This is a genomic window from Bradyrhizobium septentrionale, assembly GCF_011516645.4.
GTDB classification, from domain to species: domain Bacteria; phylum Pseudomonadota; class Alphaproteobacteria; order Rhizobiales; family Xanthobacteraceae; genus Bradyrhizobium; species Bradyrhizobium septentrionale.
In genome coordinates this window covers 2,911,306-2,937,569 of the sequence record NZ_CP088285.1, presented here as the reverse complement: position 1 = coordinate 2,937,569, position 26,264 = coordinate 2,911,306, and the positions used below count along the sequence as shown (strand labels likewise).

General features: G+C 64.6%; 25 protein-coding genes and 1 pseudogene. 12 read left to right on the top strand and 14 right to left on the bottom strand.

All coding sequences use genetic code 11. From position 1 onward, the window contains the following. Positions 1-57 precede the first annotated feature (57 nt). From HAP48_RS15700 to nth, 3 genes are all read right to left on the bottom strand, one after another. Positions 58-1,686: an MFS transporter gene (locus tag HAP48_RS15700; RefSeq protein WP_166212884.1), complete on the bottom strand. Its 1,629-nt coding sequence runs from the start codon at positions 1,684-1,686 to the stop codon at positions 58-60. Then, positions 1,673-2,824, bottom strand: coding sequence for an HlyD family secretion protein (locus tag HAP48_RS15695; protein ID WP_166212886.1), 1,152 nt, complete (start codon positions 2,822-2,824; stop codon positions 1,673-1,675). Before HAP48_RS15695 ends, HAP48_RS15700 begins: the two co-directional genes overlap by 14 nt. A 64-nt stretch (positions 2,825-2,888) precedes the next feature. After that, complete coding sequence (gene nth, locus HAP48_RS15690) at positions 2,889-3,671, bottom strand: endonuclease III (RefSeq protein ID WP_175612424.1); 783 nt, start codon at positions 3,669-3,671, stop codon at positions 2,889-2,891. Positions 3,672-3,693: 22 nt separating this feature from the next. Between nth and HAP48_RS15685 the strand changes: the two genes are divergently transcribed. After that, the gene (locus HAP48_RS15685; RefSeq protein WP_175612324.1) at positions 3,694-4,269 is read left to right on the top strand and encodes a DUF2244 domain-containing protein; all 576 of its coding nucleotides are present in this window, start codon (positions 3,694-3,696) and stop codon (positions 4,267-4,269) included. Between the two features lie 110 nt (positions 4,270-4,379). After that, complete coding sequence (locus HAP48_RS15680) at positions 4,380-5,276, top strand: methylated-DNA--[protein]-cysteine S-methyltransferase (protein ID WP_166216367.1); 897 nt, start codon at positions 4,380-4,382, stop codon at positions 5,274-5,276. A 162-nt stretch (positions 5,277-5,438) separates the two neighbouring features. Here HAP48_RS15680 and HAP48_RS15675 read toward each other — a convergent pair whose 3' ends face one another. The 8 genes from HAP48_RS15675 to dnaK form a co-directional block, all read right to left on the bottom strand. Next, on the bottom strand, positions 5,439-6,062 hold the full coding sequence (locus tag HAP48_RS15675; RefSeq protein ID WP_166212890.1) for a 2,3-bisphosphoglycerate-dependent phosphoglycerate mutase: 624 nt from the start codon (positions 6,060-6,062) through the stop codon (positions 5,439-5,441). A gap of 46 nt (positions 6,063-6,108) precedes the next feature. Then, entirely contained in the window at positions 6,109-6,921 is an 813-nt protein-coding gene (dapB, locus tag HAP48_RS15670; protein ID WP_166212892.1) for a 4-hydroxy-tetrahydrodipicolinate reductase, read from the bottom strand. Positions 6,922-7,053: 132 nt separating this feature from the next. Beyond that, positions 7,054-7,350 (bottom strand): DUF1330 domain-containing protein, encoded by a 297-nt coding sequence (locus HAP48_RS15665; RefSeq protein WP_166212894.1) that lies wholly within the window; start codon positions 7,348-7,350, stop codon positions 7,054-7,056. Positions 7,351-7,372: 22 nt separating this feature from the next. Then, positions 7,373-8,083 (bottom strand): orotidine-5'-phosphate decarboxylase, encoded by a 711-nt coding sequence (pyrF, locus tag HAP48_RS15660; protein ID WP_166212897.1) that lies wholly within the window; start codon positions 8,081-8,083, stop codon positions 7,373-7,375. Positions 8,084-8,089: 6 nt separating this feature from the next. Next, on the bottom strand, positions 8,090-8,668 hold the full coding sequence (locus HAP48_RS15655) for an NADPH-dependent FMN reductase (protein ID WP_166212899.1): 579 nt from the start codon (positions 8,666-8,668) through the stop codon (positions 8,090-8,092). A gap of 51 nt (positions 8,669-8,719) precedes the next feature. Next, on the bottom strand, positions 8,720-9,322 hold the full coding sequence (locus HAP48_RS15650) for a class I SAM-dependent methyltransferase (protein WP_166212901.1): 603 nt from the start codon (positions 9,320-9,322) through the stop codon (positions 8,720-8,722). Positions 9,323-9,417: 95 nt separating this feature from the next. After that, positions 9,418-10,551 (bottom strand): molecular chaperone DnaJ, encoded by a 1,134-nt coding sequence (gene dnaJ / locus HAP48_RS15645; protein ID WP_029081007.1) that lies wholly within the window; start codon positions 10,549-10,551, stop codon positions 9,418-9,420. A gap of 161 nt (positions 10,552-10,712) precedes the next feature. After that, positions 10,713-12,614 (bottom strand): molecular chaperone DnaK, encoded by a 1,902-nt coding sequence (gene dnaK, locus HAP48_RS15640; RefSeq protein WP_029081006.1) that lies wholly within the window; start codon positions 12,612-12,614, stop codon positions 10,713-10,715. Between the two features lie 634 nt (positions 12,615-13,248). Between dnaK and HAP48_RS15635 the strand changes: the two genes are divergently transcribed. Then, positions 13,249-14,184 carry a hypothetical protein gene (locus HAP48_RS15635; RefSeq protein WP_166212903.1) on the top strand — a complete coding sequence of 312 codons (936 nt, stop codon included), beginning with the start codon at positions 13,249-13,251 and terminating at the stop codon, positions 14,182-14,184. Positions 14,185-14,280: 96 nt separating this feature from the next. Next, positions 14,281-15,003, top strand: a complete 723-nt coding sequence (pncA, locus tag HAP48_RS15630) for a bifunctional nicotinamidase/pyrazinamidase (RefSeq protein ID WP_166212905.1) — start codon at positions 14,281-14,283, stop codon at positions 15,001-15,003. Between the two features lie 9 nt (positions 15,004-15,012). Here pncA and grpE read toward each other — a convergent pair whose 3' ends face one another. Together grpE and hrcA are read right to left on the bottom strand one after the other, a co-directional pair. Then, entirely contained in the window at positions 15,013-15,618 is a 606-nt protein-coding gene (gene grpE / locus HAP48_RS15625) for a nucleotide exchange factor GrpE (RefSeq protein ID WP_166212907.1), read from the bottom strand. 162 nt (positions 15,619-15,780) lie between these two features. Continuing rightward, entirely contained in the window at positions 15,781-16,869 is a 1,089-nt protein-coding gene (gene hrcA, locus HAP48_RS15620; protein ID WP_029081002.1) for a heat-inducible transcriptional repressor HrcA, read from the bottom strand. A gap of 170 nt (positions 16,870-17,039) precedes the next feature. Between hrcA and rph the strand changes: the two genes are divergently transcribed. Genes rph through hemW form a run of 3 tightly spaced genes read left to right on the top strand, consistent with a single transcriptional unit; the run spans position 17,040 to position 19,544 of the window. Next, complete coding sequence (rph, locus tag HAP48_RS15615; RefSeq protein WP_157342828.1) at positions 17,040-17,753, top strand: ribonuclease PH; 714 nt, start codon at positions 17,040-17,042, stop codon at positions 17,751-17,753. Between the two features lie 11 nt (positions 17,754-17,764). Beyond that, a complete protein-coding gene (gene rdgB / locus HAP48_RS15610; RefSeq protein WP_166212909.1) occupies positions 17,765-18,400 on the top strand; it encodes an RdgB/HAM1 family non-canonical purine NTP pyrophosphatase in 636 nt (211 codons plus the stop codon). Next, positions 18,387-19,544 carry a radical SAM family heme chaperone HemW gene (gene hemW / locus HAP48_RS15605; RefSeq protein ID WP_166212911.1) on the top strand — a complete coding sequence of 386 codons (1,158 nt, stop codon included), beginning with the start codon at positions 18,387-18,389 and terminating at the stop codon, positions 19,542-19,544. The genes rdgB and hemW overlap by 14 nt, the downstream gene beginning before the upstream one ends. Positions 19,545-19,736: 192 nt before the next feature. On the opposite strand, the gene HAP48_RS15600 is transcribed toward hemW, so the two are convergent. Continuing rightward, positions 19,737-20,951 (bottom strand): penicillin-binding protein activator, encoded by a 1,215-nt coding sequence (locus tag HAP48_RS15600; protein WP_166212913.1) that lies wholly within the window; start codon positions 20,949-20,951, stop codon positions 19,737-19,739. A gap of 217 nt (positions 20,952-21,168) precedes the next feature. Between HAP48_RS15600 and rsmI the strand changes: the two genes are divergently transcribed. The 5 genes and pseudogenes from rsmI to HAP48_RS15575 form a co-directional block, all read left to right on the top strand. Next, the gene (rsmI, locus tag HAP48_RS15595; protein ID WP_166212915.1) at positions 21,169-22,125 is read left to right on the top strand and encodes a 16S rRNA (cytidine(1402)-2'-O)-methyltransferase; all 957 of its coding nucleotides are present in this window, start codon (positions 21,169-21,171) and stop codon (positions 22,123-22,125) included. Beyond that, the gene (locus HAP48_RS15590; protein ID WP_166212917.1) at positions 22,112-22,495 is read left to right on the top strand and encodes a YraN family protein; all 384 of its coding nucleotides are present in this window, start codon (positions 22,112-22,114) and stop codon (positions 22,493-22,495) included. Before rsmI ends, HAP48_RS15590 begins: the two co-directional genes overlap by 14 nt. Positions 22,496-22,525: 30 nt before the next feature. Then, positions 22,526-23,473 carry a glutathione synthase gene (gene gshB, locus HAP48_RS15585; RefSeq protein WP_166212919.1) on the top strand — a complete coding sequence of 316 codons (948 nt, stop codon included), beginning with the start codon at positions 22,526-22,528 and terminating at the stop codon, positions 23,471-23,473. Positions 23,474-23,762: 289 nt separating this feature from the next. Beyond that, positions 23,763-24,734, top strand: coding sequence for an MBL fold metallo-hydrolase (locus HAP48_RS15580; RefSeq protein ID WP_166212921.1), 972 nt, complete (start codon positions 23,763-23,765; stop codon positions 24,732-24,734). 106 nt (positions 24,735-24,840) lie between these two features. After that, a pseudogene (locus tag HAP48_RS15575) lies at positions 24,841-24,942 on the top strand (ATP-binding protein); the annotation flags it as partial. Positions 24,943-26,264 lie beyond the last annotated feature (1,322 nt).

Genomic DNA, 26,264 nt, shown 5'->3' with positions numbered 1-26,264 from the left:
TGACCCGCCGGCGATATCAGTGCCGCGCCTCGCGCAAATCACAGCGCGCAGGCTCGATCAGGAAGCCGCTGCGCCGAACTTGCGCATCACGTTCTTCACGAAGCCAAACGGCACCGGCGACAGCGGGCCGGCCGGTGCGCGCTTGATCAGGGCGACCAGGAACAGCGCCAGCATCGCGAGCCAGAAGCAGAGCCAGAAGCCGTCAATATAGGCGAGCGTGTTGGCCTCGCGCTGCACCAGTGCCGCAAGCGTGCCGACGGCGCGGCCCGTCGCTGCCCCAATGCCGTGACCGGAAAAACCCTCCGTCAACCGCTGCAGCCGGTGCACGACGTCGGCATCGCCACTCTGGACGTATTGCCCAAGATAGTTCGAGTGGATCTGCTCGCGAACCCGCAGCCAGGTGCCCATCAGTGCGATGCCGATCTCGGCGCCGCCGAGCCGGCAGATCTGGATATAGGCTGCGAACGCCGTCGCCCGTGACGGATCGGAGTTCGACAGCGCCATCATGATGATCGGCAGCAGCGTGAGCGCCTGCCCGACCGACAGCAACAGCACGATGCCGACAAAATCCTCCCGCGCCCAGACATGGCTCAGCTGGGTGCCCCAGAGATTGGCCGCAGCGAATGCCGAGAAGCCGAGCACCACGACGACGCGCGGATCGAGGTGACGGAGCAGGACAATCGAGACCGGCACCAGCACGAACATCGGCAGCGCGCCATAGGTGAACAGCAGCACGCCCGATTGCTCCGGCCGCAGCGCACCGACGGAGCCGAGGAAGTTCGGCACCAGCGACGAATTCGACAGGCTGGTCAGCGTGTAGAGCAGGATGACGATCAGCGAGAGCCCGATATTGCGCGAGAACAGCACGTTGAAATGTGCCCAGGGCTGGCGCACCAAGGTCTCGTTGATCATGAAGCCAATGATCAACAATCCGCCGCCGATCAGGAGCGCCATCACCGTGCCCGACGACAGCCAGTCCAGCCGGTTGCCCTGGTCGAGTCCGGCATAGACCATCGACACTCCGGCGCCAAGCAACAGCATGCCGCCCCAATCGGCATTGCGCAGAAGGTCGCGATTGACGGGCTCGTTGGGCGTGCCGAGATAGACCATCAGGCCCATCAGCGGCGCCACCACCGCGCCCTGCCAATACAGCCATTGCCAGCCGAGGTGCTCGACATAATAGCCGACCAGCGAGCTCGATGAGTCCAGCGCAAAACCGACCCGGATCGAATACATCGCGATCGCCGGCAGCCACCAGCGGATCGGCAGGTTGCGCAGGATGATCATCAGGGTCGCCGGCACGAAGGTGCCGAGCAGCATGCCGTGCGCGACGCTGAGCGCGATCAACGTCGTGTAGTCGCGCACGAACGGAATGATCAGGGAGACCACGGCGTAGATCAGGCTCGGGACCCCCAGCACGCGCCGCAGCCCGAACGCGGTGGCGAGCCAGGCCACTGCGGGCGCGACGAAGATCTGCGAGCCGATCGCGGCGGTCGAGAGCCAGGCCCCCTCGTCGAAGCTGAGCGAGAACGCGCCGCGCAGGTCGGGCAACCCGACCGTGGTCAGGCGGCTGTCGAAATTCGCCAGGAACGCGCCGAGCAGCACCGCGCCCACGGCGAACAGCGGAAAGCGCGCGATGTCGCCGCGCGAGACCGGACCATGACCGCGGTCGTCACTTTCCACCATTGGCGGCCGCCTCGCCGGTGTTGATCCGCGTGACGACCGACATGCCCGGCAGTAGCCGCTCGAGCAAGGGCTGGTTCTTCTCGAACTGGATCCGCACCGGGATGCGCTGCACCACCTTGGTGAAATTGCCGGTGGCGTTGTCGGGCGGCAGCAGTGCGAATTGCGATCCGCTCGCCGGCGCGATGCGCTCGACGACGCCGCGCAGCTTCTGGCCGGAGAAAGTATCCACGGTGACCTCGACCGGCTGGCCCGGCCTGACGTTGGTCAGCTGGGTTTCCTTGTAATTGGCGATCACATAGACGTTTGGCAGCGGCACGACATTGATCAGATTGGTGCCGATGTTGACGTAGTCGCCCGGCTGCACCTGGCGCTCGCCGGTGACGCCGTCGAACGGCGCTACGATCTTCGTGTAGCCGAGCTTGAGCCTGGCCTGAGCGAGCTGCGCCTTGGCGGCGTCGAGATCGGCGGCGCGCTGCTTCTTGGTGCCCTGCAGGACCTCGAGCTGATGGCGCTGCGCAGCGATCACCGCGCGGCTGGCCTGAACATCGGCCTCTGCCTTGGCATAGGATGCGGTTGCCTGCTCGAGCCGTTGCCGCGTGCCGGCATCGGTTTGCGACAGCGACTGCTGACGCTCTTGCTCCTGGCGAGCCAACGTCTGCTGCGCCTCCGCGGACAATCGCGAAGCCTCGGCCTGCGCGATGGTCGCATATTGCAGCTCGACCTGGTTGTTGAGGTTGTCGAGCACGGCCTGCGCGCCGACCACGCCGGCCTCGGCCTGCGCGACCTGGGCCTGGTAGTCCGCGGGATCGATCTGCACCAGCAGATCGCCGGCCTTGACGCGCTGGAAATCGGAGATAGCGACGGTCAGAACTTCGCCGGACACGCGGCTGGAGAGCTGGGTCAGCTCGGCGCGCACATAGGCATCATCGGTGGTCTGGATCGTGGCGCTGCCGACCCACGCATCCCAGCGCGTGGTCGCCACCGCGACAAAGGTGAGCGCGGCGAGCACGGCAAACAGCGGAATGGCGAAGCGGCCCCAGAAATTGCTCGCCGCAGGCTGCGGCTTGGCTGGCGCCGGTACCGGTGCAGGCGCGGTCTGACTGGCTTGTGACGGACCGCCCTGAACCTGCTCTGTCACGCCTCACTCCCTCGGTTACGCCGGAACGCGAGACAATCGGTTAGCACATGAAGACGATCATGGCTCAGATGGTCTTTTCCGGCCACCGGCAAAGATCATTGATCAGACATACTTCGCAACGCGGCCCGCGGGCGAGGCAGGTATAGCGGCCATGCAGGATCAGCCAGTGATGGGCGTGCAGCATGAACTCGGTCGGGATCACCTTCTCGAGTTCGAGCTCGACCTCGAGCGGCGTCTTGCCGGGCGCGAGCCCGGTGCGGTTGCCGACGCGAAACACATGGGTGTCGACCGCCATCGTGTGTTCGCCGAATGCCATGTTGAGCACGACATTCGCGGTCTTGCGACCGGCACCGGGCAATGACTCGATCTCGGCGCGGGTGCGCGGCACCTCGCTGCCGAATTCGGCGATCAACTTCTCAGAAAGCGCGATGACGTTCTTCGCCTTGTTGCGATAGAGCCCGATGGTCTTGATGTACTCGCGCACTTTGTCTTCGCCGAGCACAAGCATCTTCTCCGGCGTGTCAGCGATCGCAAACAACGCCCGTGTCGCCTTGTTGACGCCGGCGTCGGTCGCCTGTGCCGACAGCACCACCGCAACCAGCAGCGTGTAGGGGTTGAGATGCTCGAGCTCGCCCTTCGGCTCGGGATTGGCTTTGCGGAACCGGTCGAAGGCCTCGTAGACCTCCTCTGCCGTCCACGGCTTTGGTTTTGCGGCCTTCTTGACGGCCCTCTTGGCCGCCGTCTTTGCCGCGCGTTTGGGCGGCGGCTTTGGCGTTTTCGCGGCCTTCTTCGGCGCGGACCGAACGCTTGATGAGCTGGCGCGTTGAGGGCGGATGATTTTGGCCATGAACGGGATATACTGATACGTCATGACCGCAGGCAACGACTTTGATCCGAGCGACGACCTCAGGGCCAGTAATGTTGAGACTGGTGACCTCGAGGCTGATGACGCCGGGGCCGAGCCAAAGCTGTTCTCGGCATTGCTGACGCCGCACCGCTCGCTGAACCGCACGGGCTTTATCGTGCTGATGTCGTTCGTCACCGTGGTCAGCTTCATCGCCGGCGTGGTGTTCTGGTGGCTGGGCGCCTGGCCGATCTTCGGCTTCTTCTGGCTCGACGTGCTGGTGATCTACTGGGCGTTCAAGGTCAATTTCCGTACCGCCAGAGCGAGCGAGGAGATCACGGTGACGCCGTCGGAACTGCGGGTCCGCCGGATCAGTCACCGCGGCCATGTGGCGGAATGGGTGCTCAATCCGCTCTGGGTGCGGTTCGAGCAGATCTCGCACGAAGAATTCGGCATCGAGCGGCTTTATCTGGTGTCCCGGGGCCGCCGGATCAGCATCGGCAGCTTCCTCAGCCCCGATGAAAAGGCTAGCTTTTCCAAAGCCTTGACGGCGGCGCTGAACACCGCGAAACGCGGCCCGACCTACAACCCCATCGCTTGAGTAAGCTCATTTGAGCATGATCTTGTCGGAAAACCGGTCCCCACTTTTCCGGATCATGCTTGTCAGAAATCGGGTGGTTTGGATGCGCCATGGCTCCTAAATCAGACACCATGATGACACTCGCCATACATGACCAGCGCCTAGCCAAGCCGGGCCCCCAGAACGCCGCGCTGCGCGACTATGATTCGGTGCGGCGCGCCATCGCGTTCATCTCGGAGCAATGGCGCACGCAGCCGACCATCGAAGCGATGGCGGATGCCGCCGCCGTCACGCCCGATGAACTGCACCATCTGTTCCGCCGCTGGGCCGGGCTGACGCCGAAGGCTTTCATGCAGGCGCTGACGCTCGATCACGCCAAGCACCTGCTGCGCGATTCCGCAAGCGTGCTCGACGCGGCGCTCGACTCGGGCCTGTCGGGGCCGGGACGGCTGCACGATCTGTTCGTCACGCATGAGGCGATGTCGCCCGGCGAATGGAAGACCGGCGGCGGCGGCATGACGCTGCGCTACGGCTTCCATCCCTCGCCGTTCGGCACCGCGATCGTGATCGCAACGGACCGCGGGCTCGCTGGGCTTGCCTTCGCCGATCCCGGCGATGAGCAGACCTCATTTGCCGACATGAAGCGGCGCTGGCCGAACGCGACCTTTGTCGAGGACACCGGCGGCACCACCGCACTGGCGCAGCGCGTGTTCGATACACGGCTGTGGCGGGCGGACCAGCCCCTGCGCGTGGTCCTGATCGGCACCGACTTCGAGGTGCGGGTGTGGGAAACGCTGCTCAAAGTGCCGATGGGTCGCGCGGTGAGCTATTCCGACATCGCCTGCAAGATCAGCAACCCGAAGGCCTCGCGCGCCGTCGGCGCCGCGGTCGGCCGCAACCCGGTGTCGTTCGTGGTGCCCTGCCATCGCGCACTCGGCAAGAGCGGTGCGCTGACCGGCTATCACTGGGGCATCACCCGCAAGCAGGCAATGCTCGGCTGGGAAGCCGGCCAGGTGGGCTTGCACTGATCGTCTTCAAGCGAAGCGTCCGGCCTCTCACCGTCACCCTGAGGAGCGCGCTTATGCGCGCGTCTCGAAGGGTCGACGGCCCGGCCAGTGGCCGTGCATCCTTCGAGACGCGCTTCGCGCTCCTCAGGATGACGGATCGAAGAGGCTGATCGCCTCCTCAGCCTACGCCGCGAGATCGACCTTCGATGCAACCGTGGAATCGGCGTTGAGCCGATAGACCACCGGAGCGCCGGTCGCGAGCTCGCGCTTGAGAATCTGCTCCGGCGAAAGCTTCTCCAGCACCATGATCAGCGCGCGCAGCGAATTGCCGTGGGCGGCGATCAGCGTGCGTTGGCCGCGCAGCACGCCGGGCAGGATCTCCTGCACATAATAGGGCAGCGTGCGCGCCAGCGTGTCCTTCAGGCTTTCGCCGCCGGGCGGCGGCACGTCGTAGGAACGGCGCCAGATCAGGACCTGGTCCTCGCCCCACTTCTTGCGGGCGTCGTCCTTGTTGAGGCCGGAGAGATCGCCATAGTCGCGTTCATTGAGCGCCAGATTCCTCGTGGTCGGCAATCCGGTCTGGCCGATCTCGGCGAGCATCAGCTTCAGCGTGTGCTGCGCGCGCGTCAGGTCGGAGGTGAAGGCAACGTCGAACGACAGGTCCTGCGCCTTCAGCTTGCGGCCGGCGTCCTTGGCCTCGGCGACGCCCTGCTCGGTGAGATCAGGGTCCTTCCACCCGGTGAACAGGTTCTTCAGATTCCATTCGCTCTGACCGTGACGAACGAGCACAAGAAGACGATCACTCATTTCAGATTCCGTTTCGCTTAGCTGGATTTGATCTCGTCGGGCGATCTCAGTCGCTCAACCCGAGCACGTCGGCCATCGAGTACATGCCGGGCTTCTTGCCATGTGCCCACAGCGCCGCCTTCAGCGCGCCCTGCGCGAACAGCGCGCGGTCCTCGGCATGATGCGACAGCGTGATGCGCTCCGAGGGACCGGCAAAGATCACGCTGTGATCGCCGGCCGCGGTGCCGCCGCGCAACGAGGCAAAGCCGATATCGCCCGCACGCCGCGCGCCGGTCAGGCCATCGCGGCCCCGCGCCCAATGCTGATCGAGCGCGATCTTGCGTCCGGCAGCGGCGGCTTCGCCGAGCATCAGGGCGGTGCCCGACGGCGCATCGATCTTGGACTTGTGGTGCAGCTCGAGAATTTCGATGTCAAAACTCTGGTCGAGCGATTGCGCGACGCGCTTGACCAGCGCGGCGAGCAGATTGACGCCGAGGCTCATATTGCCCGACTTCACGACGATGGCACGGTCGGTGACGCTCCGGATCACCGCATCGTCGGACTGCGACATGCCGGTGGTGCCGATGACGTGGACGAGGCCGCGCTCGGCCGCGATCGCGACATTGGCGATGGTCGCGGCCGGTACGGTGAAATCCAGGATGCCGTCGGCGCCCGCCGACATCGACCACAGATCGGCCGACAGCGCGACGCCATTGGCGGGAAGGCCGGCGAGCACGCCGGCGTCCTTGCCGAGCAGCTCCGAGCCCGGCGCTTCCAGCGCGCCGACCAGCACCGCCCCCGGGGTTTCGGAAATCACCCGCGTCAGCGTGCGGCCCATCCGGCCGCCGGCTCCCGCAACAATCAGACGCATGTCAGCCATGGCTCACCTCTGCAGGCCGTATAAAGCATGATCCGGAAAAGGGGAAACCGCTTTTCCGGGCCGAAATCATGGCTCTAACGGACGAATCCCACGGCTGTTCCCGGCAATCGAGCCGGCGGCCTGGTGTCCGGGCTACGGGCTGTCGTGCCCCTCGATGATGATCAGGTCGGCGATCGAATGCGGCTGCCGCACCTTGAGGTTGGCCTGGTATTCCGGCGAGTTGTAGCAGGCGAGCGCGGTCTGATAGTCCGGGAATTCGATCACGACGTTGCGCGAGCGGCTCTGGCCCTCGACGCCGGTGAACTTGCCGCCGCGAACAATGAACTTGCCGCCGAATTTCTGGAAGATCGCCGGGTTCGCCGCGATGTAGGGCTTGTAGCCCTCTTCATTGTGAACGTCGACGCGTCCAATCCAGTATCCCTTCGCCATCTCTGTTCTCCCTCGTTGTTGTTCAGGCGAGCGCCTCGGCGATTTCGGCGTGAATGGCTTCGGCTGCGGCCTTCGGATCGGCAGCTTCCATCACCGGACGCCCGACCACCAGATAGTCGGCGCCGGCGGCGATCGCACGGGCCGGCGTCATGATGCGCTTCTGGTCGCCGGTCGCGGAGCCCGCGGGGCGGATGCCCGGCGTCACCAGGTTCATCTGAACGCCCACGATCTTGCGCAAGGCTGCGGCTTCCTCGGGCGAGCTGACGAGACCGTCGACACCGAGCGCCTGCGCCTGCCTGGCGCGCGCTTCGACGAGATCGGAGACGCTGAGGCGGTAGCCCGCGGCCTGAAGATCGTTGTCATCGTAGGAGGTCAGCACCGTCACCGCGAGGATCTTCAGGGTAGAGCCGGCGCGCGCCTCGACTGCCGCCTTCATGGTCTGCGGATAGGCATGCACGGTGAGGAAGGTGGCGCCGAGACCAGCGACGCTTTCGACCCCGCGCGCGACCGTATTGCCGATGTCGTGCAGCTTGAGATCGAGAAACACCTTCTTGCCGCTGCCTGCGAGCTGCTTCGCGAGCGTGAGGCCGCCGGCATAACCGAGCTGATAACCGATCTTGTAGAAGGTGACGCTGTCGCCGAGCCTGTCGATCATCGCCTCGGCGCTAGCGACGGACGGCAGGTCGAGCGCTGCAATCAACCGGTCTCTTGGAGCGATCTTGGCTGGGTGCATGTCACCTCACATCATGCGTTGGGAATAGTCGACCAGCTGCCGCACCAGTCCCCGCATCGCGTCGATGTCGGCCTGGTGCTTCAGATGATCCATATCGTCATAGGCCTGCTCGGCGAATGACAGCGCGAGCTGGCTCGGGATCACGGTGGCGTGGCACGCCGACAGGATCAGGCGCAGCGCCGCCAGCGCGCGCGTGCCGCCGAGCCGGTTGCCGGATGCGGCTGCGATCGCGAAAGCGCGGCCATGGAACACCTGGCCGCGGGCCTCGTGCGGATCCTGCACGCGGCTTACCCAGTCGATGGTGTTCTTCACCAGCGCCGGCACCGAGGAATTGTATTCTGGCGTCACGATCAGGACGCCATGGTGGGCGCCGATCATCCGCTTCAAATTGACGGCATGCTGCGGCACGCCCGATTTCGCCTGCAGGTCGCCGTCATAGATCGGCAGCGGAAAATCGCCGAGCGAGATGCGCGTGACGTCGGCCCCCAGCTGCGCGAGCTCATGTGCCAGCACGGCAGCCAGCTTCGTATTGAGCGAGCCGGATCGAAGCGATCCCGGGATCACGAGGATTTTCAGCGCGGACATTTCGAAATCGCGGTTAGGGCGCGCGCCGCCCAGCGCGACACCGCAGGGCGATCAGCCCTTGCGATACACCCAGACCCGCGCGGGCGGAAGGTTCATCCAGATCCGCTCGGACGCCTCTGTGGACACGCCGGGCAGCGACTTCGGAATCGGGGGCACCACCGAATAGGTGAACTGCACGAAGGGCGCACCGGGAGCGAGCGCCAGGAAGGCGTCGCGAACCAGCCTGAGACGGGTCAACATCGGCTTGGTGACCAGCGGCAGGCCGGAGACCATCGCGGAGGCCGGAGACTTCAGCACCTCCCACAGCGTATCGCGAAGCCTGTAGGCGTCACCCTGGACCACCTTGGCCTGCGGATAGCGTTCGCGCAGCAATGCGCAGAAACCGGGATTGTATTCGACCAGCACGAGCCGCTTTTGATCGACGCCATGCTCGATCAGCGCGTTGGTGATCGCCCCGGTGCCGGGTCCAAGCTCGACCACCGGACCTTCCGCATCAGCATCGACATATTGCGCCATGGTGCGGGCCAGCAGCCGTCCTGACGGCATCACCGCGCCCATATGCAGCGGCTTCTCCATCCATGAACGGAGAAAACGAACCTCGTCGTCGAGACGGAGGGGCTTCTTCGACGCACGCACGGACGATTGCAGGGGCATGTCGCTACCAGGCGGGACCGCACAATCGAGCGGTTGTCAGAAAACGGTCATAAAGACGTATAGATCGAAGCCGTTACGGTCAAGCGCGACGACAACTACTGGGTGGTGCGGTTTCCGAAGAAGTCCTTGACCTTAGAGAAGAAACCCGCCGCCTCCGGCTGGGTTGCACCGGACGACAGCTTTTCGAACTCCATCAGCAATTCCTGCTGCTTCTTGGTCAGATTCTGCGGCGTTTCGACCACGACCTGGACATACATGTCGCCGGTCTGGCGCGAGCGGAGCACCGGCATACCCTTTGATGCGATGCGGAATCGTCGGCCCGACTGGGTGCCGGAAGGCACCTTCACCTTGGTCTTGCCCTTGTCGATGGTCGGCACCTCGAACTCGCCGCCGAGTGCCGCTGTGACCATCGAGATCGGCACGCGGCAGTGCAGGTCGGCGCCGTCGCGCTGGAAGAATTGATGCGTGGTCAGCGACAGGAAGATGTAGAGGTCGCCGGGCGGGCCACCGCGGACACCGGCCTCGCCTTCGCCGGCGAGACGAATGCGGGTGCCGTCCTCGACTCCCGGAGGAATGTTGACCGACAGCGCGCGGTCGCGCGTCACCCGGCCGGAACCGGCGCAGGAGGTGCAGGCGTCCTCGATCATCTGGCCGCGGCCCTGGCAGCCGGGGCAGGTCCGCTCCAGCGTGAAGAAGCCCTGGGCCTGCCGGATACGGCCGGCGCCACCACAATGCGAGCAGGTCTTCGGCTTGGTGCCGGCCTTGGCGCCGGTGCCCGAGCAGGATTCGCAGGTGACCGAGACCGGGATCTCGATCTGCGCGGTCTTGCCCTGGAAAGCGTCCTCGAGCGTGATCTCCATGTTGTAGCGCAGGTCGGCGCCGCGCTCGCGGCCGCCGCCGCCGCGGCGCTGCCCGGCCATGCCGAACAGGTCCTCGAAAATGTCGGAGAAGGACGAGGCGAAGCCGGCGCCGAAGCCGGGACCGCCGCCGCCCATGCCTTGCTCGAAAGCGGCATGGCCGAAGCGGTCATAGGCGGCGCGCTTGTCGCCGTCCTTCAACACCTCATAGGCTTCGTTGATTTCCTTGAACCGGACCTCGCTGCTGGAGTCGCCCGGATTCTTGTCCGGATGCCACTTCATCGCGAGCTTGCGGAAAGCCGTTTTCAGCTTAGTCTCGTCCGCGTTCCGCTCGACCTCGAGGGTCTCGTAATAGCAGCGCTTGGTCGACATCCTTCAATTCCGTCCGGAGTTCATCGCCATCGCCAAGGATTGCGCTTGTAGGGATTGCGCCTGTCTGGAAGATGCAGCGATCGCCTTAAAGAAAAATGACCCCCACTCCTCCGAGACGCGTCGCGTGCTCTTTGGTGCGAGGGTCATCATCTCAAACCCGCTTAAGCAGACTTCTTGTTGTTCTTGTCGTCGTCGACCTCGGTGAACTCCGCGTCGACGACGTCATCCTTGGCAGCGTCCTTGGCCGCATCGGCCTCGGCCTGCTGCTTGTACATGGCTTCGCCGAGCTTCATCGAAGCCTGCGCCAGCGTGTTGGTCTTGGCCTTGATCGCCTCGGCGTCGTCGCCCTTCAGCGCTTCCTTGAGGTCGCTGACGGCGTCTTCGATTGCGCGGCGGTCGGTGTCCGGAATCTTCGAGCCGTGCTCGGCCAAAGCCTTCTCGGTCGAATGAACCAGACCGTCGGCGTGGTTCTTGGCGTCGACTGCCTCGCGGCGCTTCTTGTCCTCGGCCGCATTGGCCTCGGCGTCCTTGACCATCTTGTCGATGTCGGCTTCGGACAGACCGCCGGATGCCTGGATCCGAATCTGCTGTTCCTTGCCGGTCGCCTTGTCCTTGGCCGAGACGTTGACGATGCCGTTGGCGTCGATGTCGAAGGTCACCTCGATCTGCGGCATGCCGCGCGGAGCCGGCGGAATGCCCATCAGGTCGAACTGGCCGAGCATCTTGTTGTCGGCCGCCATTTCACGCTCGCCCTGGAAGACGCGGATGGTGACGGCGCCCTGATTGTCTTCGGCCGTCGAGAACACCTGGCTCTTCTTGGTCGGGATCGTGGTGTTGCGGTCGATGATGCGGGTGAACACACCGCCCAGCGTCTCGATGCCCAGCGACAGCGGGGTCACGTCGAGCAGCAGCACGTCCTTGACGTCGCCCTGCAGCACGCCGGCCTGGATCGCAGCGCCGATCGCGACGACTTCGTCGGGGTTGACGCCCTTGTGCGGCTCCTTGCCGAAGAACTGCTTCACCACTTCCTGGATCTTCGGCATGCGGGTCATGCCGCCGACCAGCACCACTTCGCCGATCTCGCCGGCGGTCAGGCCGGCATCCTTCAGCGCCTTGCGGCACGGCTCGATGGTCTTCTCGACGAGGTCGGCCACCAGCGCCTCGAACTTGGCGCGGGTCAGCTTCATCGTCAGATGCTTCGGACCGGTCTGGTCAGCCGTGATGAACGGCAGATTGATTTCGGTCTGCGTGGTCGACGACAGCTCGATCTTGGCCTTTTCAGCGGCTTCCTTCAGGCGCTGCAAGGCGAGCTTGTCGTTGCGCAGGTTGATGCCCTGCTCCTTCTGGAACTCGTCGGCCAGATAACCAACGAGGCGCATGTCGAAATCTTCACCGCCGAGGAAAGTGTCGCCATTGGTCGACTTCACCTCGAACACGCCGTCGCCGATCTCGAGGATCGAGACGTCGAAGGTGCCGCCGCCGAGATCGTACACGGCGATCGTGCCGGTCTTCGACTTATCGAGACCGTAGGCGAGCGCGGCAGCGGTCGGCTCGTTGATGATGCGCAGCACTTCGAGGCCGGCGATCTTGCCGGCGTCCTTGGTGGCCTGACGCTGTGCGTCGTTGAAATAAGCGGGCACGGTGATGACGGCCTGCTCGACCTTCTGGCCGAGATGCGCCTCAGCGGTCTCCTTCATCTTCTGCAGGATGAAGGCCGAGACCTGCGAGGGCGAATAGGTCTTGCCATCGGCTTCGACCCAAGCGTCGCCGTTCGATGCCTTGACGATCTTGTAGGGAACGAGCTTCTTGTCCTTCTCGACCATCGGGTCGTCATAGCGGCGGCCGATGAGGCGCTTCACCGCAAAGAACGTACGCTCGGGATTAGTCACCGCCTGGCGCTTCGCCGGCTGGCCGACGAGGCGCTCGCCATCGTCAGTGAAAGCAACGATCGACGGCGTCGTCCGCATGCCTTCCGCGTTCTCGATCACCTTGGCGTTTTTGCCATCCATAACGGCAACGCACGAATTCGTCGTGCCGAGGTCGATCCCAATGACCTTACCCATGGTTTTGATATCCTCATTTGTTGCGGCAGGTTGGTTGGGCCCTGACGGCGCTCCGTACCGAACCCCCAGACGTTCACATACTCGCGATATTGCGACGGTGAGCCTGATATAGGAGAGAGGGTCCTGCCCGCAAGGACTGGACGCAACGTTGAGGCCTGAAAAGACTGACGTTTGAAAGATTGTGTCAGCCCGACTGCGGCGCCGGTTCAGGCCCGAAGCGAGTCCGTAGCGAGCCCAAGGCACGCCCCGAGACGGGCCCAAGCTACGCCCAAGCCAAGTTAACAAATCCGCAATGATTCAGGGCGCCGTCGGCCGCGAACGTCCGCCGCGCGACGTCATCGCTGTTGAGTGAATACTCACAAACGTCGTATGCGAGAGCGGCGCACGGCCGAGGCGCGCTGTTTGGCCGCTGGCCCGCCGCAGGCGGTGGGCTCGTGGAAACGTCGGGAAGCTGAAAAGTGCCAGCCAATCAGGGCGAAAAGCCCATGGAATCGGGCCCGCGGGCCCTGAGCGGAGATTTGGTGGCCTGTTGCAGGGACATCAAAACCGCTAAAAGCGGTCCGACTGAAAGAGGCCATCCAGCCCTGCACCGGCCCCGTTGCGTGGCCACCAAGCAAAACCGGTAGATCCCCCCATGATGCCTTTTCGAGTTCTCGTTGCGGTTGCCTTGCTGATTGCTGCCACCTGTCGTGGCTTCGCCGCCGACGTGGTGTTTCCGCCGGGCGCGCATGTCGGGATGAAGCCGCTGGTGGGCCTCAACCGGGCCAAGTCGTTCATCGGCTTCGAGACCGAGGACCAGGGCGTGAAGGTCCTGATCGCCGACCTGCCCGCGGACGCCTACGCCGAGGTCGTGAGCGCGTTCAAGGCCAATCCCGCCGGCACCGGGAATATCAAGCCCGAGAGCCTCGAGACGCCGGCCGGCCTTGCCTACTACACGGTGGAGAGCGGGCGCGACGGCGCCAGCAATGTGCGGCGCTATTCCATGATCCTGCCGGGGCCGACCTTCTCCGGCTATGTCGCGGTGCAGGTGCCGGAGAATGCGAGCAAGATCTACACCGACGACGCCGTGCGGCAGATGTTCGCCACCGCCCAGATCCGCAACGAGGTGCCGGTCGACGAGCAGCTCGGCATGATGCCGTTCAAGGTCACCGAGCTCAGCGGTTTCAAGAATATCCGCATGCTGGCGCCGGGCGCGGCACTGCTGTTGGCCGACGGCGACGAGAAGGCCCTCGAGACCAAGCCCTTCTTGCTGCTTGGCATCATCGGCTCGGCCCCGGCCACGCCAGATGATCGCGGCCGCTTCGCCCAGCAGATCGCGACCACCATCCCCGGCGTGCGCGACGGGCGGATCACCATGTCCGAGCCGATCCGTATCGACGGCCAGGCCGGCTTCGAGACCCGGATCGACGCCGTCAGCGGCAAGGACAACACCCCGGTGACCATCGTGCAGTGGCTGCGGTTCGGCGCGCAAACCTCGATGCGCATCATCGGCAGCTCGCCGCGCACCGATTGGGAGAAGGCCTTCCCGCGCTTCCGCGCGGTGCGCGACGGCATCCAGCCGCGCGGCTGATCTCTTTCGTCGAGCCCTCAGAAAAATCGGACTTTCGCAGCTCCGCGAACGGAACTAGCCTCCTCGCGCGATATCACACAAAGCGAGGAGGGCGCGATGTTGGATCGACGACAGATTGTTGCAGGCCTTGGCACGATCCTTGGCTCGATGGCGCTTGCGACGCTGGTTCCCAGGAATCTCTGGGCGGCCGCGATCAAGCCTGACGACGGCTCAGCGCTGCTCGTGATCGACGTGCAGAACTGCTTCCTGCCCGGCGGCAGCCTCGCGGTGAAGGACGGCGAGCAGGTCGTGCCGGTGATCAACAAGATCGCCAAGAGCTTTGCCAATGTGGTCATGACGCAGGACTGGCACACGCCCGGCCACGTCTCCTTTGCCTCGGTCCATGCCGGCAAGAAACCGTTCGAGACCATCGACCTTGCCTATGGCAAGCAGGTGCTGTGGCCTGACCACTGCGTGCAAGGCACCGACGGCGCCGCGCTGTCGAAAGAACTCGCGATTCCGCAGGCCGAGCTGATCATCCGCAAGGGTTTTCACAAGGACGTCGACAGCTACTCCGCCTTCACCGAAGCCGATGGCAAGACCACCACCGGGCTTGGCGCCTATCTGACGGCGCGCAAGATCAATCGCGTGTTCGTCGCCGGGCTCGCCACCGATTTCTGCGTGGCCTGGACCGCGCTCGATGCGCGCAAGGCCGACTTCGAAACCTTTGTGGTGGAGGATGCCTGCCGCGGCATCGACACCCAGGGATCGCTGGCCAAGGCCTGGTCCGACATGGACAAGGCCGGCGTCAAGCGCATCCAGTCGTCGGATATCGCGTGAGACATTGGATCAGGCGGTGATGTCGGCGCTTGGGGCGGCCTTGGCGCCGCCCTTCGAGACGCCGACCAGCGCCGGACGCAGGATGCGCTCGCCGATCATGTAGCCGGCTTGCACGACCTGCACCACGGTGCCCGACGGCACTGACGGATCAGGCACCTCGAACATCGCCTGCTGGAAGTTCGGATCGAACTTCTCGCCGATCGGGTCGAACTTCTTGACGCCGTTCTTCTCCAGCGTGTTGAGCAGCGAACGTTCGGTCAGCTCGACGCCTTCGAGCAGCGCCTTCAGGCCGGGGTCGGCGGCTTCCTTGGTCTCGGCCGGCACGGCGTCGAGCGCGCGCTGCAGATTGTCGGCGATATCGAGCACGTCACGGGCGAAGCCGGTGATGCCATAGGTCTTGGCGTCGGCAACCTCGCGGCGGGTGCGCTGACGGAGGTTCTCCATCTCGGCCAGCGTGCGCAGCGTCCGGTCGCGCGCCTCGGCGAGTTCCTTGGTCAGCGCCTCGGCCGATCCCACCTCGGGATCGTCAGGCATGATGTAGGGCTTCGAGACCACGGGCTCACCCGTCGGCGCCGAATTCTCGGTGTTGTCATTGGCCCGGTTCGGATCAGTCATGGCTTACCTTCTCGAAAACTCGCGTCGGTTCAAATCTTGGGGATTGCTGCCCGGGATATCGTGCTTTGAGCGGCGAAAATCAAGCGCAACATACCGGTTAGGGCCAGCGCACCTCCACTTCGCGTCAGGAAACCCGTCAAATGAAACCGAATTTCGCTCCGATCAGCCACCCAGCATCTTGCTGACGATCCGCGCGGCATAATCCACCGTCGGGATCACCCGCGCATAGTTCAGCCGCGTCGGTCCGATCACGCCGAGCACGCCGACGATCCGGCCCTGGGCGTCGCCGTATGGCGCGATGATGGTGGAGGAACCCGACAGCGAGAACAGCTTGTTCTCCGAACCGATGAAAATCCGCACGCCTTCGCCGCGTTCGGCGCGGCCGAGCAGATCGATCACGCCGCGCTTGGTCTCGAGATCGTCGAACAGCGACTTGATGCGCTCGAGATCGTCGAGCGCGTGCAGATCCTCGAGCAGATTGGCGTGGCCGCGCACGATCAGCTGGCGGTCCTCGTTCGCGCCGCCGGACCAGCTCGCGATGCCGGCCGCGACGACTTTTTGCGTGAGCTGGTCGAGCTCGGCGCGGTTTTGCGTCAACGCCGTCTCGAGCTCGAGCCGCGCTTCGGCCAGCGTCCGGCCGCGAATCCGCGCATTGAGGAAATTGGTCGCTTCGGTCAGCGCCGAGGACGGCACGCCCGGCGGCAGCGCCAGTACACGGTTTTCGACCTGGCCGTCTTCGCCGACCAGCACGACCAGCGCCTTCTCCGGCTCCAGCCGCACGAATTCGATATGCTTCAGCCGCGCATTCGACTTTTGCGTCAGCACCACCGCCGCGGCACGGGTCAGCCCCGACAGCTGCGTCAGCGCTTCGCCAAGCGCCGCCTCGACGGATTGCGCACGGCCGACGGCGGCAAGCTGGGTCTGGATCGATTGCCGCTCGGCCTCGGTGAGGTCGCCGACCTGCATCAGGGCGTCGACGAAGAAACGCAGGCCGAGTTCGGTCGGCAGCCGGCCCGCCGAGGTGTGCGGCGCATAGATCAGGCCGAGCTGCTCGAGGTCCGACATCACGTTGCGGACCGAGGCCGGTGACAACGGTAATGCGATCAGACGCGAGATGTTGCGCGAGCCGACCGGCTCACCGGTCGCAAGGTAGCTCTCGACGATTTGGCGAAAAATGTCGCGCGACCGCTCGTTGAGCTGGGCGAGCCCCGCATGCGGTGCGATCAGGCCAATCGGATCGTGATGAGTCACACTCCAGTCCCTCACAATTGCTGCCTAATTTGTCGCTCCCGGAGGCCGGTGACAAGCATGCATTCAGCCCCCCGGTACCGGGCCAACCCGGGGCCGAAAACCCTTGCCGCTGCCCGTTCCCCCTCCTACAAGCACGCCCAGCCATATATCTCGGATTCTTGGAGGATTTCATGCGGCCAAGCCGCCGTGCGCCCGATGAACTGCGTCCCGTGTCGCTGGAACGCGGCGTCGTTAAATATGCCGAGGGTTCCTGCATGGTGAAATTCGGCGACACCCATGTGCTCGTGACCGCCACGCTGGAAGAGCGGCTGCCGCCCTGGCTGAAGGGCCAGGGCCGCGGCTGGGTGACCGCCGAATACGGCATGCTGCCGCGCGCCACCCTGGAACGCACCCGCCGCGAGGCCTCCGCCGGCAAGCAGGGCGGGCGCACGGTCGAGATCCAGCGGCTGATCGGCCGCTCGCTGCGCGCGGCCGTCGATCTGGAGGCGCTCGGCGAGCGCCAGATCACAGTCGATTGCGACGTCATCCAGGCCGATGGCGGCACCCGCACCGCCTCGATCACCGGTGCCTGGGTGGCGCTGGCCGACTGCATCAACTGGATGAAGACCCGCAACATGCTGAAAGCCAACGTGTTGCGCGACAATGTGGCGGCGATCTCCTGCGGCATCTACCAGGGCACACCGGTCCTCGACCTCGACTATGCCGAGGATTCCGAGGCCGACACCGACGCCAACTTCGTCATGACCGGCGACGGCCGCATCATCGAGGTGCAGGGCACCGCCGAGAAGACGCCGTTCTCGGAAGGCGAATTCCTGGCGCTGATGGCGCTGGCGCGCAAAGGTGTCGCGCGTCTGGTCGACTTGCAAAAGATCGCGGTGGCGTAGTCAGATTGGTCATGCATCGCCGAATCACCGGAAGGCTCGTCATCGCCACCCATAATCCCGGCAAGCTCGCCGAGATGCGGGAACTGCTGGCGCCGCACGGCGTGGAGGCGGTGTCGGCCGGCGAGCTCGGCCTCGCCGAACCCGAGGAGACCGGCGACAGTTTTCGCACCAATGCGGCGATCAAGGCGATATCAGCGGCGAAGGCGACCGGACTACCCGCGTTTGCCGACGATTCCGGCCTCGTGGTCGACGCGCTCGACGGCGCACCCGGGATCTACTCGGCGCGCTGGGCCGGCGAGGGCAAGGATTTCATGGCGGCGATGACGCGGATCGAGCGGCTGCTGCAGGAGCGCGGCGCCACCGCGCCGGACCGCCGAGGCGCGCATTTCGTCTCCGCGCTGTGCGTGGCGTGGCCCGACGACCATCTCGAAGAGGTCGAGGCCCGGGCCGATGGAACCCTGGTTTGGCCGCCACGCGGCACCGCCGGCTTCGGCTATGATCCGGCCTTCCTGCCCGACGGCCATACGCGGACCTTCGGCGAGATGACCAGCATCGAGAAGCACGGCCTGCCGCCGCTAGGGCTCGGCCTGTCGCATCGCGCCCGCGCCTTCGTGAAGCTCGCGGAGATCTGCCTTGAGCCACGCTGAACGAAAAGCCTTCGGCGTCTACGTGCACTGGCCGTTCTGCCTGTCAAAATGCCCGTATTGCGATTTCAACAGCCACGTGCGGCATGCGCCCATCGATGAGGAGCGCTTCGTGCGCGCGTTCGCCCGCGAGATCGAGACCACGGCCGCGCGGGTGCCGGGGCGCGAGGTCACTTCGATCTTCCTCGGCGGTGGCACGCCTTCGCTGATGCAGCCGCAGACCGTCGGCGCCGTGCTCGATGCGATCGGCAAGCATTGGTCGGTGGCGCGCGACGTCGAGGTCACGCTCGAGGCCAACCCGACCAGCGTCGAGGCGACGCGCTTTCGCGGCTATCGCGTAGCCGGCGTCAACCGCGTCTCGCTCGGCGTGCAGGCGCTGGACGACGCCTCGCTGAAGGCATTGGGCCGCCTGCACACCGCGCGCGAGGCGCTCGACGCGGTTGCGATCGCGCGAAGCGCGTTCGACCGTTACTCGTTCGATCTGATCTATGCGCGGCCCGACCAGTCGCCGCAGATGTGGGCGAGCGAGTTGAAGCAGGCAATCTCGGAAGCCGCCGAGCATCTGTCGCTCTATCAGCTCACGATCGAGGAAGGCACGCCGTTCTTCGGGCTGCATGCCGCCGGCAAATTGCAGACGCCGGACGAAGCGACCGCGCGCGCACTCTACGACGTGACACAAGAAGTCTGCGCCCGCGAGGGATTGCCGGCCTACGAGATCTCCAATCACGCCCGCACTGGGGCGGAGTGCAAGCACAACCTCGTCTACTGGCGCGGCGAGGAATATGCCGGCATCGGCCCCGGCGCGCATGGCCGGCTCGACATCGATGGCGTCAGGCACGCGACCGCGACCGAGCGGCGCCCCGAGGCGTGGCTGTTGAATGTCGAGGAACGCGGTCACGGCGTCGTCACCGATGACAGCCTCAACAGCGAAGAGCGCGCCGACGAATTTTTGCTGATGGGGCTGCGGCTCGCCGAGGGCATCGATCCCAAGCGCTATGCGGCACTGTCCGGCCGCCAGCTCGACCCGCAGCGGATCACAATGCTGCGCGAGGAAGGCGCGATCGCCGTCGACGCCGACGGACGGTTGCGCGTCACGAAGTCGGGATTCCCGGTGCTCGACGCGGTCGTCGCAGATCTCGCCGCCTAGAGCCTATCCCGTTCCGATGAATCGGAACGGGGCTCTAGATTCTTGTTTTGACGCGTTTTCTTCACGCGAACCGGCATCCACTTCGCTCGAAAACGCTCTGCGTGCACGCTGCCAAAATATCGAAAACAACCCCATGCAAAGTAGCTGGCGGGTGCCGGCGCTCGACAAGGCAGCTTGACCGCCTGACGAAAACTAAGCCCCAAAACTCTTCGGCGAGCCCGCAACCGGCGTGCCGCCGCCGGACGCCACCTTCATGACCGCCAGGCCGCGCTCATTGGTGCCGTCGGAGCGGAAGCGGAACAGACCATCGATACCGGCAAAGCCGGATGGATTGGTCAGCGTCTCCGGCGCGAAGCGTTGCGCGCCTTGGGTGCGCGCCAGCGCCGCCATCAGCGCGACGGCATCATAGGCCAGCGTCGCGGTACGCACCGGCTCGCCGCCATATTTGGCGCGATAGCGACCGGCGAAGCTGCGGAATCCGGACGGATCGGGCGCGGCATAGAGCCCGCCCTGCAGCACGGGGCTCGCGAACACCCGCGGATTGTCCCACAGCCCGGTGCCGAGCAGCTGGATGTTGCGCAGATTGGCGCCGGCAGCGGTCAGCGCATCGGCGGTCGCGACGACCGAATCGCCATCGTCGGCGATCAGCAGCGCATCAGCCTGGCCGAGCGCCTGCGCCACGGTCCGTGCCGGCGTTGCGCGATCGGCGCCGTATTTCTCGAACGCGACGACGCGGCCGTTCTTGCGGCCGACCGCCTGCTTGAACGCGGCCTCGACCACATTGCCATAGGCGTTGTCGGGCACCATCGCAGCGAACGAGCGCTTACCGATCCCGGCCGAATAGTCGACGATCCGGTTGATGTCGGACTCCGGCAGGAAGCTCAAGAGATAGACGCCGCGTCCGGCCACGCTTGAATCGGTCGAGAATGCGATCACCGAGGTCCCGCGCGGCCGCGTCAGTTGCGCGGTGGCCGGCACCGAGCCCGCGAACAGCGGTCCCAGAATGATCTCGGCGCCTTCGGACAGCGCCTGCTGGGTGCCCTGCGCCGCGCCTTGCGAACTGCCGCCATCGTCCTTGATCAGCAGCTGAATGTTCGGGTTCTGAAATTCCGCCAGCGCCATCTCGGCGGCGTTCCGCATCGACTGGGCGGCGAGCCCGGCATTGCCGGACGCCGACAGCGGCAGGATCAGCCCGATCTTGACTTGCCCGGTACCGACCGCTTGCGGCTGTTGCTGCGGGCCGGCGGGCCCTGCATCCTGGCCGCCGCCGAACGGGCTGGAAAACTGGCTCAGGCTTTGCTGGATTCCGGAGCAGGCCGACAGCAGCGGCGCGCCCAGGATAAGGCCAAGTGCAGTCCGCCGGGTCGTGCCCGACGGCGGGGACTTGTAGTGGTGCGGGCCTTCCATCGTCTCTCTTCTCTTGGCCGACCATGATCGGCCAGGACTCCATCCAGCTCTGATGAGGCGGGTGGATTCAGGCATATTGTCGGCGAATAGTTAACCGGAACAAAAGGATTATGGCCCCGCGGCGCCGTTGCCGCGACCCACATTTCCGGAGCAGCGACCTTCAAGCAACACCCCTGCGGGTGTGGCGCAAGCGCTGCCATCCCTCTAGATTGGCATTATGCGCGCAAAAGCCAGTTCCCTCCACAGTCCGGACGCCACGGCGGCGGGCGCTGCGGCCAAAACCTTTTCGATCGGCGGCCAGCTGCTGGCCGCGCCAAGGGCTACGCCCGGGCTCCATCTGGTCGCGACCCCGATCGGAAATCTCTCCGACATCACCCTGCGCGCGCTGGAGACGCTGGCGGGCGTCGACGTCATCGCCTGCGAGGACACCCGAATCACGCGCCGGCTGACCGAGCGTTACGCGATCACCGCCGAGCTTGCGCCCTATCACGAGCACAACGCCGCGCAGGCGCGGCCGAAGATCCTGGAGCGGCTGGCGCAGGGCGCCTCGATCGCGCTGGTCTCGGACGCCGGTACGCCGCTGATCTCAGATCCCGGCTTCAAGCTGGTGCGTGAGGTCTGCGCCGCCGGGCATGCCGTCATCGCGGTGCCGGGGCCGTCGTCGGTGTTGACGGCGCTGTCGGTCGCGGCGCTGCCGACCGACCGGTTCTTCTTCGAGGGATTTTTGCCAACGAAGGAGCAGGCGCGACGCGCGAGGCTCACCGAGCTGGCGCGGATCGATGCGACGCTCGTGATGTTCGAATCGGGCAATCGCGTGCAGGACACGCTGCGTGATCTCGCTGCGATCATGGGCGGGCGCGATGCCGCAATCTGCCGCGAGCTGACCAAGCTGCACGAGGAGGTCAAGCGCGCGCCGGTCGCCGAGCTCGCGGCAGGCGCGGACGCGCTGGAGACCCGCGGCGAATTCGTGCTGGTCGTCGGACCGCCGGCCGATGATGCCGGCGTGATGGACCAGGACGCACTCGACGATCTGCTGCGCGGGCAGCTTGCGCGCGGCAGCGTCAAGGATGCGGTCGCGCACGCGGTCGAACTGTCGGGCCGGCCGCGCCGCGAGGTCTACGCCCGCGCCCTCGAGCTGGCGAAAACAGCCGGGGACGACAATGGCGAAGACTGACAGCGCCTCGCCCGAGCGCGTCGCGGCGTTCCGCACCGGCATATCGGCCGAAAGCCGCGCCGCAGCCCTTTTGATCGCGAAGGGCTATCGCATCCTTGCAAGACGCTTCCGCACCCCCTATGGCGAGATCGATCTGGTGGTGCGGCGGCGCAATCTGCTCGCCTTCGTCGAGGTCAAGGCTCGCGCCAGCCTCGATGACGCCGCCTATGCGGTGACGCCGCGCCAGCAGCAGCGCATCGTCAATGCCGCCCAGGCCTGGCTGATGGCGCATCCCGAGCATGCCGAATTTGATCTCAGATTCGACGCCGTTCTGATTGCGCCGAAGAGCCTGCCGCGCCATCTGTTAGCGGCATTCGACGCCAGCCCTTAAAGTTACCTCCAGACCTCGCGGGATACGCTTATGAAATTGAAGATCGCCGTCCAGATGGATCCCATCGCGCGCATCAACATCCGCGGCGATTCCACCTTTGCGCTGCTGCTCGAGGCGCAGAAGCGCGGCCACGGCATTTCCTACTACACGCCGGATAGACTGTCGCTGCGCGGCGAGGAGCTGGTGGCGCCGGTGCAGCCTCTCACCGTGCGCGACGAGGTCGGCAATCACTTCACGCTGGGCGAACCGAAGCGCGAGGCGCTCAACGGCTTCGACGTCGTGCTGCTGCGGCAGGATCCGCCGTTCGACCTCGCCTATATCACCTCGACCCATTTCCTCGAGCGCATCCATCCGAAGACGCTGGTGGTCAACGACCCGGCCAGCGTGCGCAACGCGCCGGAAAAGCTGTTCGTGATGAATTTCCCGCAGCTGATGCCGCCGACCCTGATCTCGCGCGACCTCGACGAGATCAACGCATTCCGCGATCAGCATGGCGCCGTCGTCATGAAACCGTTGCACGGCCATGGCGGCGCCGCGGTGTTCCGCGTGATGCCGCAGGACATGAATTTCGGCTCGCTGTTCGACATGTTCTCGGTCACCTTCAAGGAGCCCTGGGTGATCCAGCGCTTCCTCCCCGAGGTGAAGCATGGCGACAAGCGCATCATCCTGGTCGACGGCGAATTCGCCGGCGCCGTCAACCGCGTGCCGGCGCCGGATGACCTGCGCTCCAACATGGTGCGCGGCGGCGCGGCCGCGGCGACCGAGCTCTCGGATCGCGAGCGCGAAATCTGCGCCACCGTCGGGCCCGCGCTGCGCGAACTTGGCCTGCTGTTCGTCGGCATCGACGTGATCGACGGCAATCTCACCGAGATCAACGTCACCTCGCCGACCGGCATCCGCGCCATTCAGCGGCTCAACGGCCCCGACGTCGCGGCCAGGGTCTGGGATGCCGTCGAGAAGAAGCGCGCCGCCAAATAACCCTCCCTTGTGCGCCGCACATGCTGGCTGAATTCCAAAGCGCGATGAGATCGGGTTGAATCATCATCGCGCTTTAGCCTCTTGTTTGAGCATGATCTTTTCGGAAAACCGCGTCACACTTTTCCGGATCATGCTTTAGCCAGCGTTCGACCGCGCCAGCGTTCGCCTTATTCTTCTTGCCAGCTTGCGCGGGCGAGGGCAGCATTCTCTTGCCTGCGTCAGGTCAAGCGGCGGGTCAATGGGCAGGCATCAACGCGAAAATCTCATAAAAAATGTGGAGGAAGACGTTATGACGCTCAATGTCTCACGACGATCCTTGCTCGCGCTTGGCGCCGGTCTCGGCGCCAGCACCATCCTCGGCGGCACGGCCGAGGCGCGCGCTCCCAAACTCGGCACGCAGACACCCTATTGGCACCGTTTCACGCTCGGCGATGCGGAAGTGACCGTCGTCTCCGACGGCCCGCTGCCGCTCGGCGATCCCTCCGGCACCTTCACCGGCGTGCCGAAGGAAGAAGTGAAGAAGATGCTGTCCGACAACTTCCTCTCGCCCGACAATGTCGTGCTCGAGCAGAACTCGCCGATCGTCAACACCGGCGACAAGCTGATCCTGTTCGATACCGGCATGGGCACGTCGCAACTGTTCGGCAAGACCACCGGCCGGCAGCAGAAGAGCATGAAGGAAGCCGGCATCAAGCCGGAGGACATCGACGCCGTCGTGCTGTCGCATGCGCATATCGATCATATCGGCGGCATTGTCGATGCCGACAACAAGCCGCTATTCCCGAACGCGCAGTACTACATCGCGCAGAGCGATCTCGATTTCTGGACCGACGAAGGCAAGATGGGCAGTCCGTTGAAGGACTTCATCGTGCACGCCCGCAAGAACCTGCTGCCGGTGCGCGACCGCATCGTGTTCTTCAAGGATGGCCAGGAATTCCTGCCCGGCGTGCAGGCGATCGCAGCGCCCGGCCACACCGTGGGCCACACCATCTTCATGGTGAGCTCGGGCGGCAAATCCTTCGCCTTCCTCGGCGATCTCTCGCATCACGCGGTGCTGCTGCTGGAGCGGCCGCGGATGGAGTTCTCCTACGACACCGACCCGAAGCAGGCGGCGGCCTCGCGGGTCAAGCTGCTGGAGATGCTGGCCGCGAACAAGACGGCAGTGATGTCCTATCACTTCGCCTGGCCGGGCTATGGCCACGTCGCCAAGGTCGGCGAGGGCTTCCACTACTATCCCGAGCCGATGCAGATGATGCTGTGATCGCCGCGCATCCGGGGGCGGCGCACGTCGCCCCCGGATGTTCCCTTAATGTTCTTGCGCTGGGCAGCCCGCTCCGCTACCTTGGGTGGCGGAAGATAGGGGCAGCATGGTCCAGCGGGTTTCTACCGTCGCTTTCGAGGGGATCGAGGCCCGCGCGGTCGACGTGCAGGTGCAGGTCACGCCGGGACTGCCGGCCTTTGCAATGGTAACTACTATTAACCCCAAGAAGGGATGATATAGCGGCAGCGACTTCGAGCCATTTCACACCGAATTGAGGCGGCTTAGGTCGGCTGATATCGGGTTCGTTAACGCCCAAGGAATTTCAGGTGCGAAACGAATGTCGGATACAAATTAACGGCTGCGCAGAGGTTTGCCGTTTACACGGTCCTTTGCGCGGTCTGTTACCTCAACGGCGAGCCACACTACGTCAAGACGATGCGGATCGATCATGTCCTCCCGCGCACATCGAAGGACGATCCCGAACGGATCTCGACGGTCCCAGGGAATACGGGCTACGAGATGACTTTGATCTGACTCTTTCGAAGATCGGTTGCCCACGCGTGATGCGTACAACAAGGAGCCGTCAGGCCGACGCCAGTCATCCAGAGGTATGTCGATCGAGCGAGCGCAAGGCAGCGGAAACCAAAGCTCTTGCTGAGAGAGTTGTTACGAACCGAGCGATATCGAGGCCTTGCGCACGATCGAAATGGCTATCGATCAAGCCCCCCCGCTCGACCCAAATGCCTCGAGCCGCTGATCAAGCTGTACGAGGAGCATCAGCGGCAAGCGCAGGTTCCAGAATTTCGGTTGACGACGCAATTTGCGATCCTGCATGAGCGTGGAGGGTATCGCATTGTCCAGACCACATGCCCTCTGAGGCCACGACGCATCCTTCATCGCTGTGCCCCAATTGCGGTGACGTCACTCCATGGAACGGTGCACGTTGTCTCGGTTGCGGCCGCTCTGATTCAAATCGATTGATGCCAATGATCCGGTCGAGCGAAGAACTTCGCCCGAATAGTTAGTTACGGGCGAAGGTCGTGTGATGTCTACCGTGGGTATAGCGGGAAAGGACCTTCATCCCGACCAGCCGTACGAACCATCAAGTGAGCGAACTCGCTACTATCGACATCCGTCGTGGACACCCAAAGCAGGTCCTCGGGTATTGAGTGCTCTGCAGCGAGCCGTTCAAACATTGCCGAAGTTATGTCGTGATATCGCTCAAGGGCCGCTTCGTTCCTGTATTGACAGAGGATTGTGTAGCATGCCCCTACGGGCGTCCGCTCCAATACTACGATAAATGGCACGAAGCTCAGATCTGGCCCACGAAGATCTGTCTCCGAGACGGCCTGCAAAACGCTACGTAGTGTACGCTGCAACGGCTCTTCTTCCTCGATGACCCAACCGTTGTTGCACCCAATCGTAACGACGATGCGTGCGACAGACTCCGGCAACCGCAGGAAATCCTTTCGATCACCTCCCATTGTTACCGAGCAAGTGTATTTTACTGGATCAGACGAGTGTGCTGCT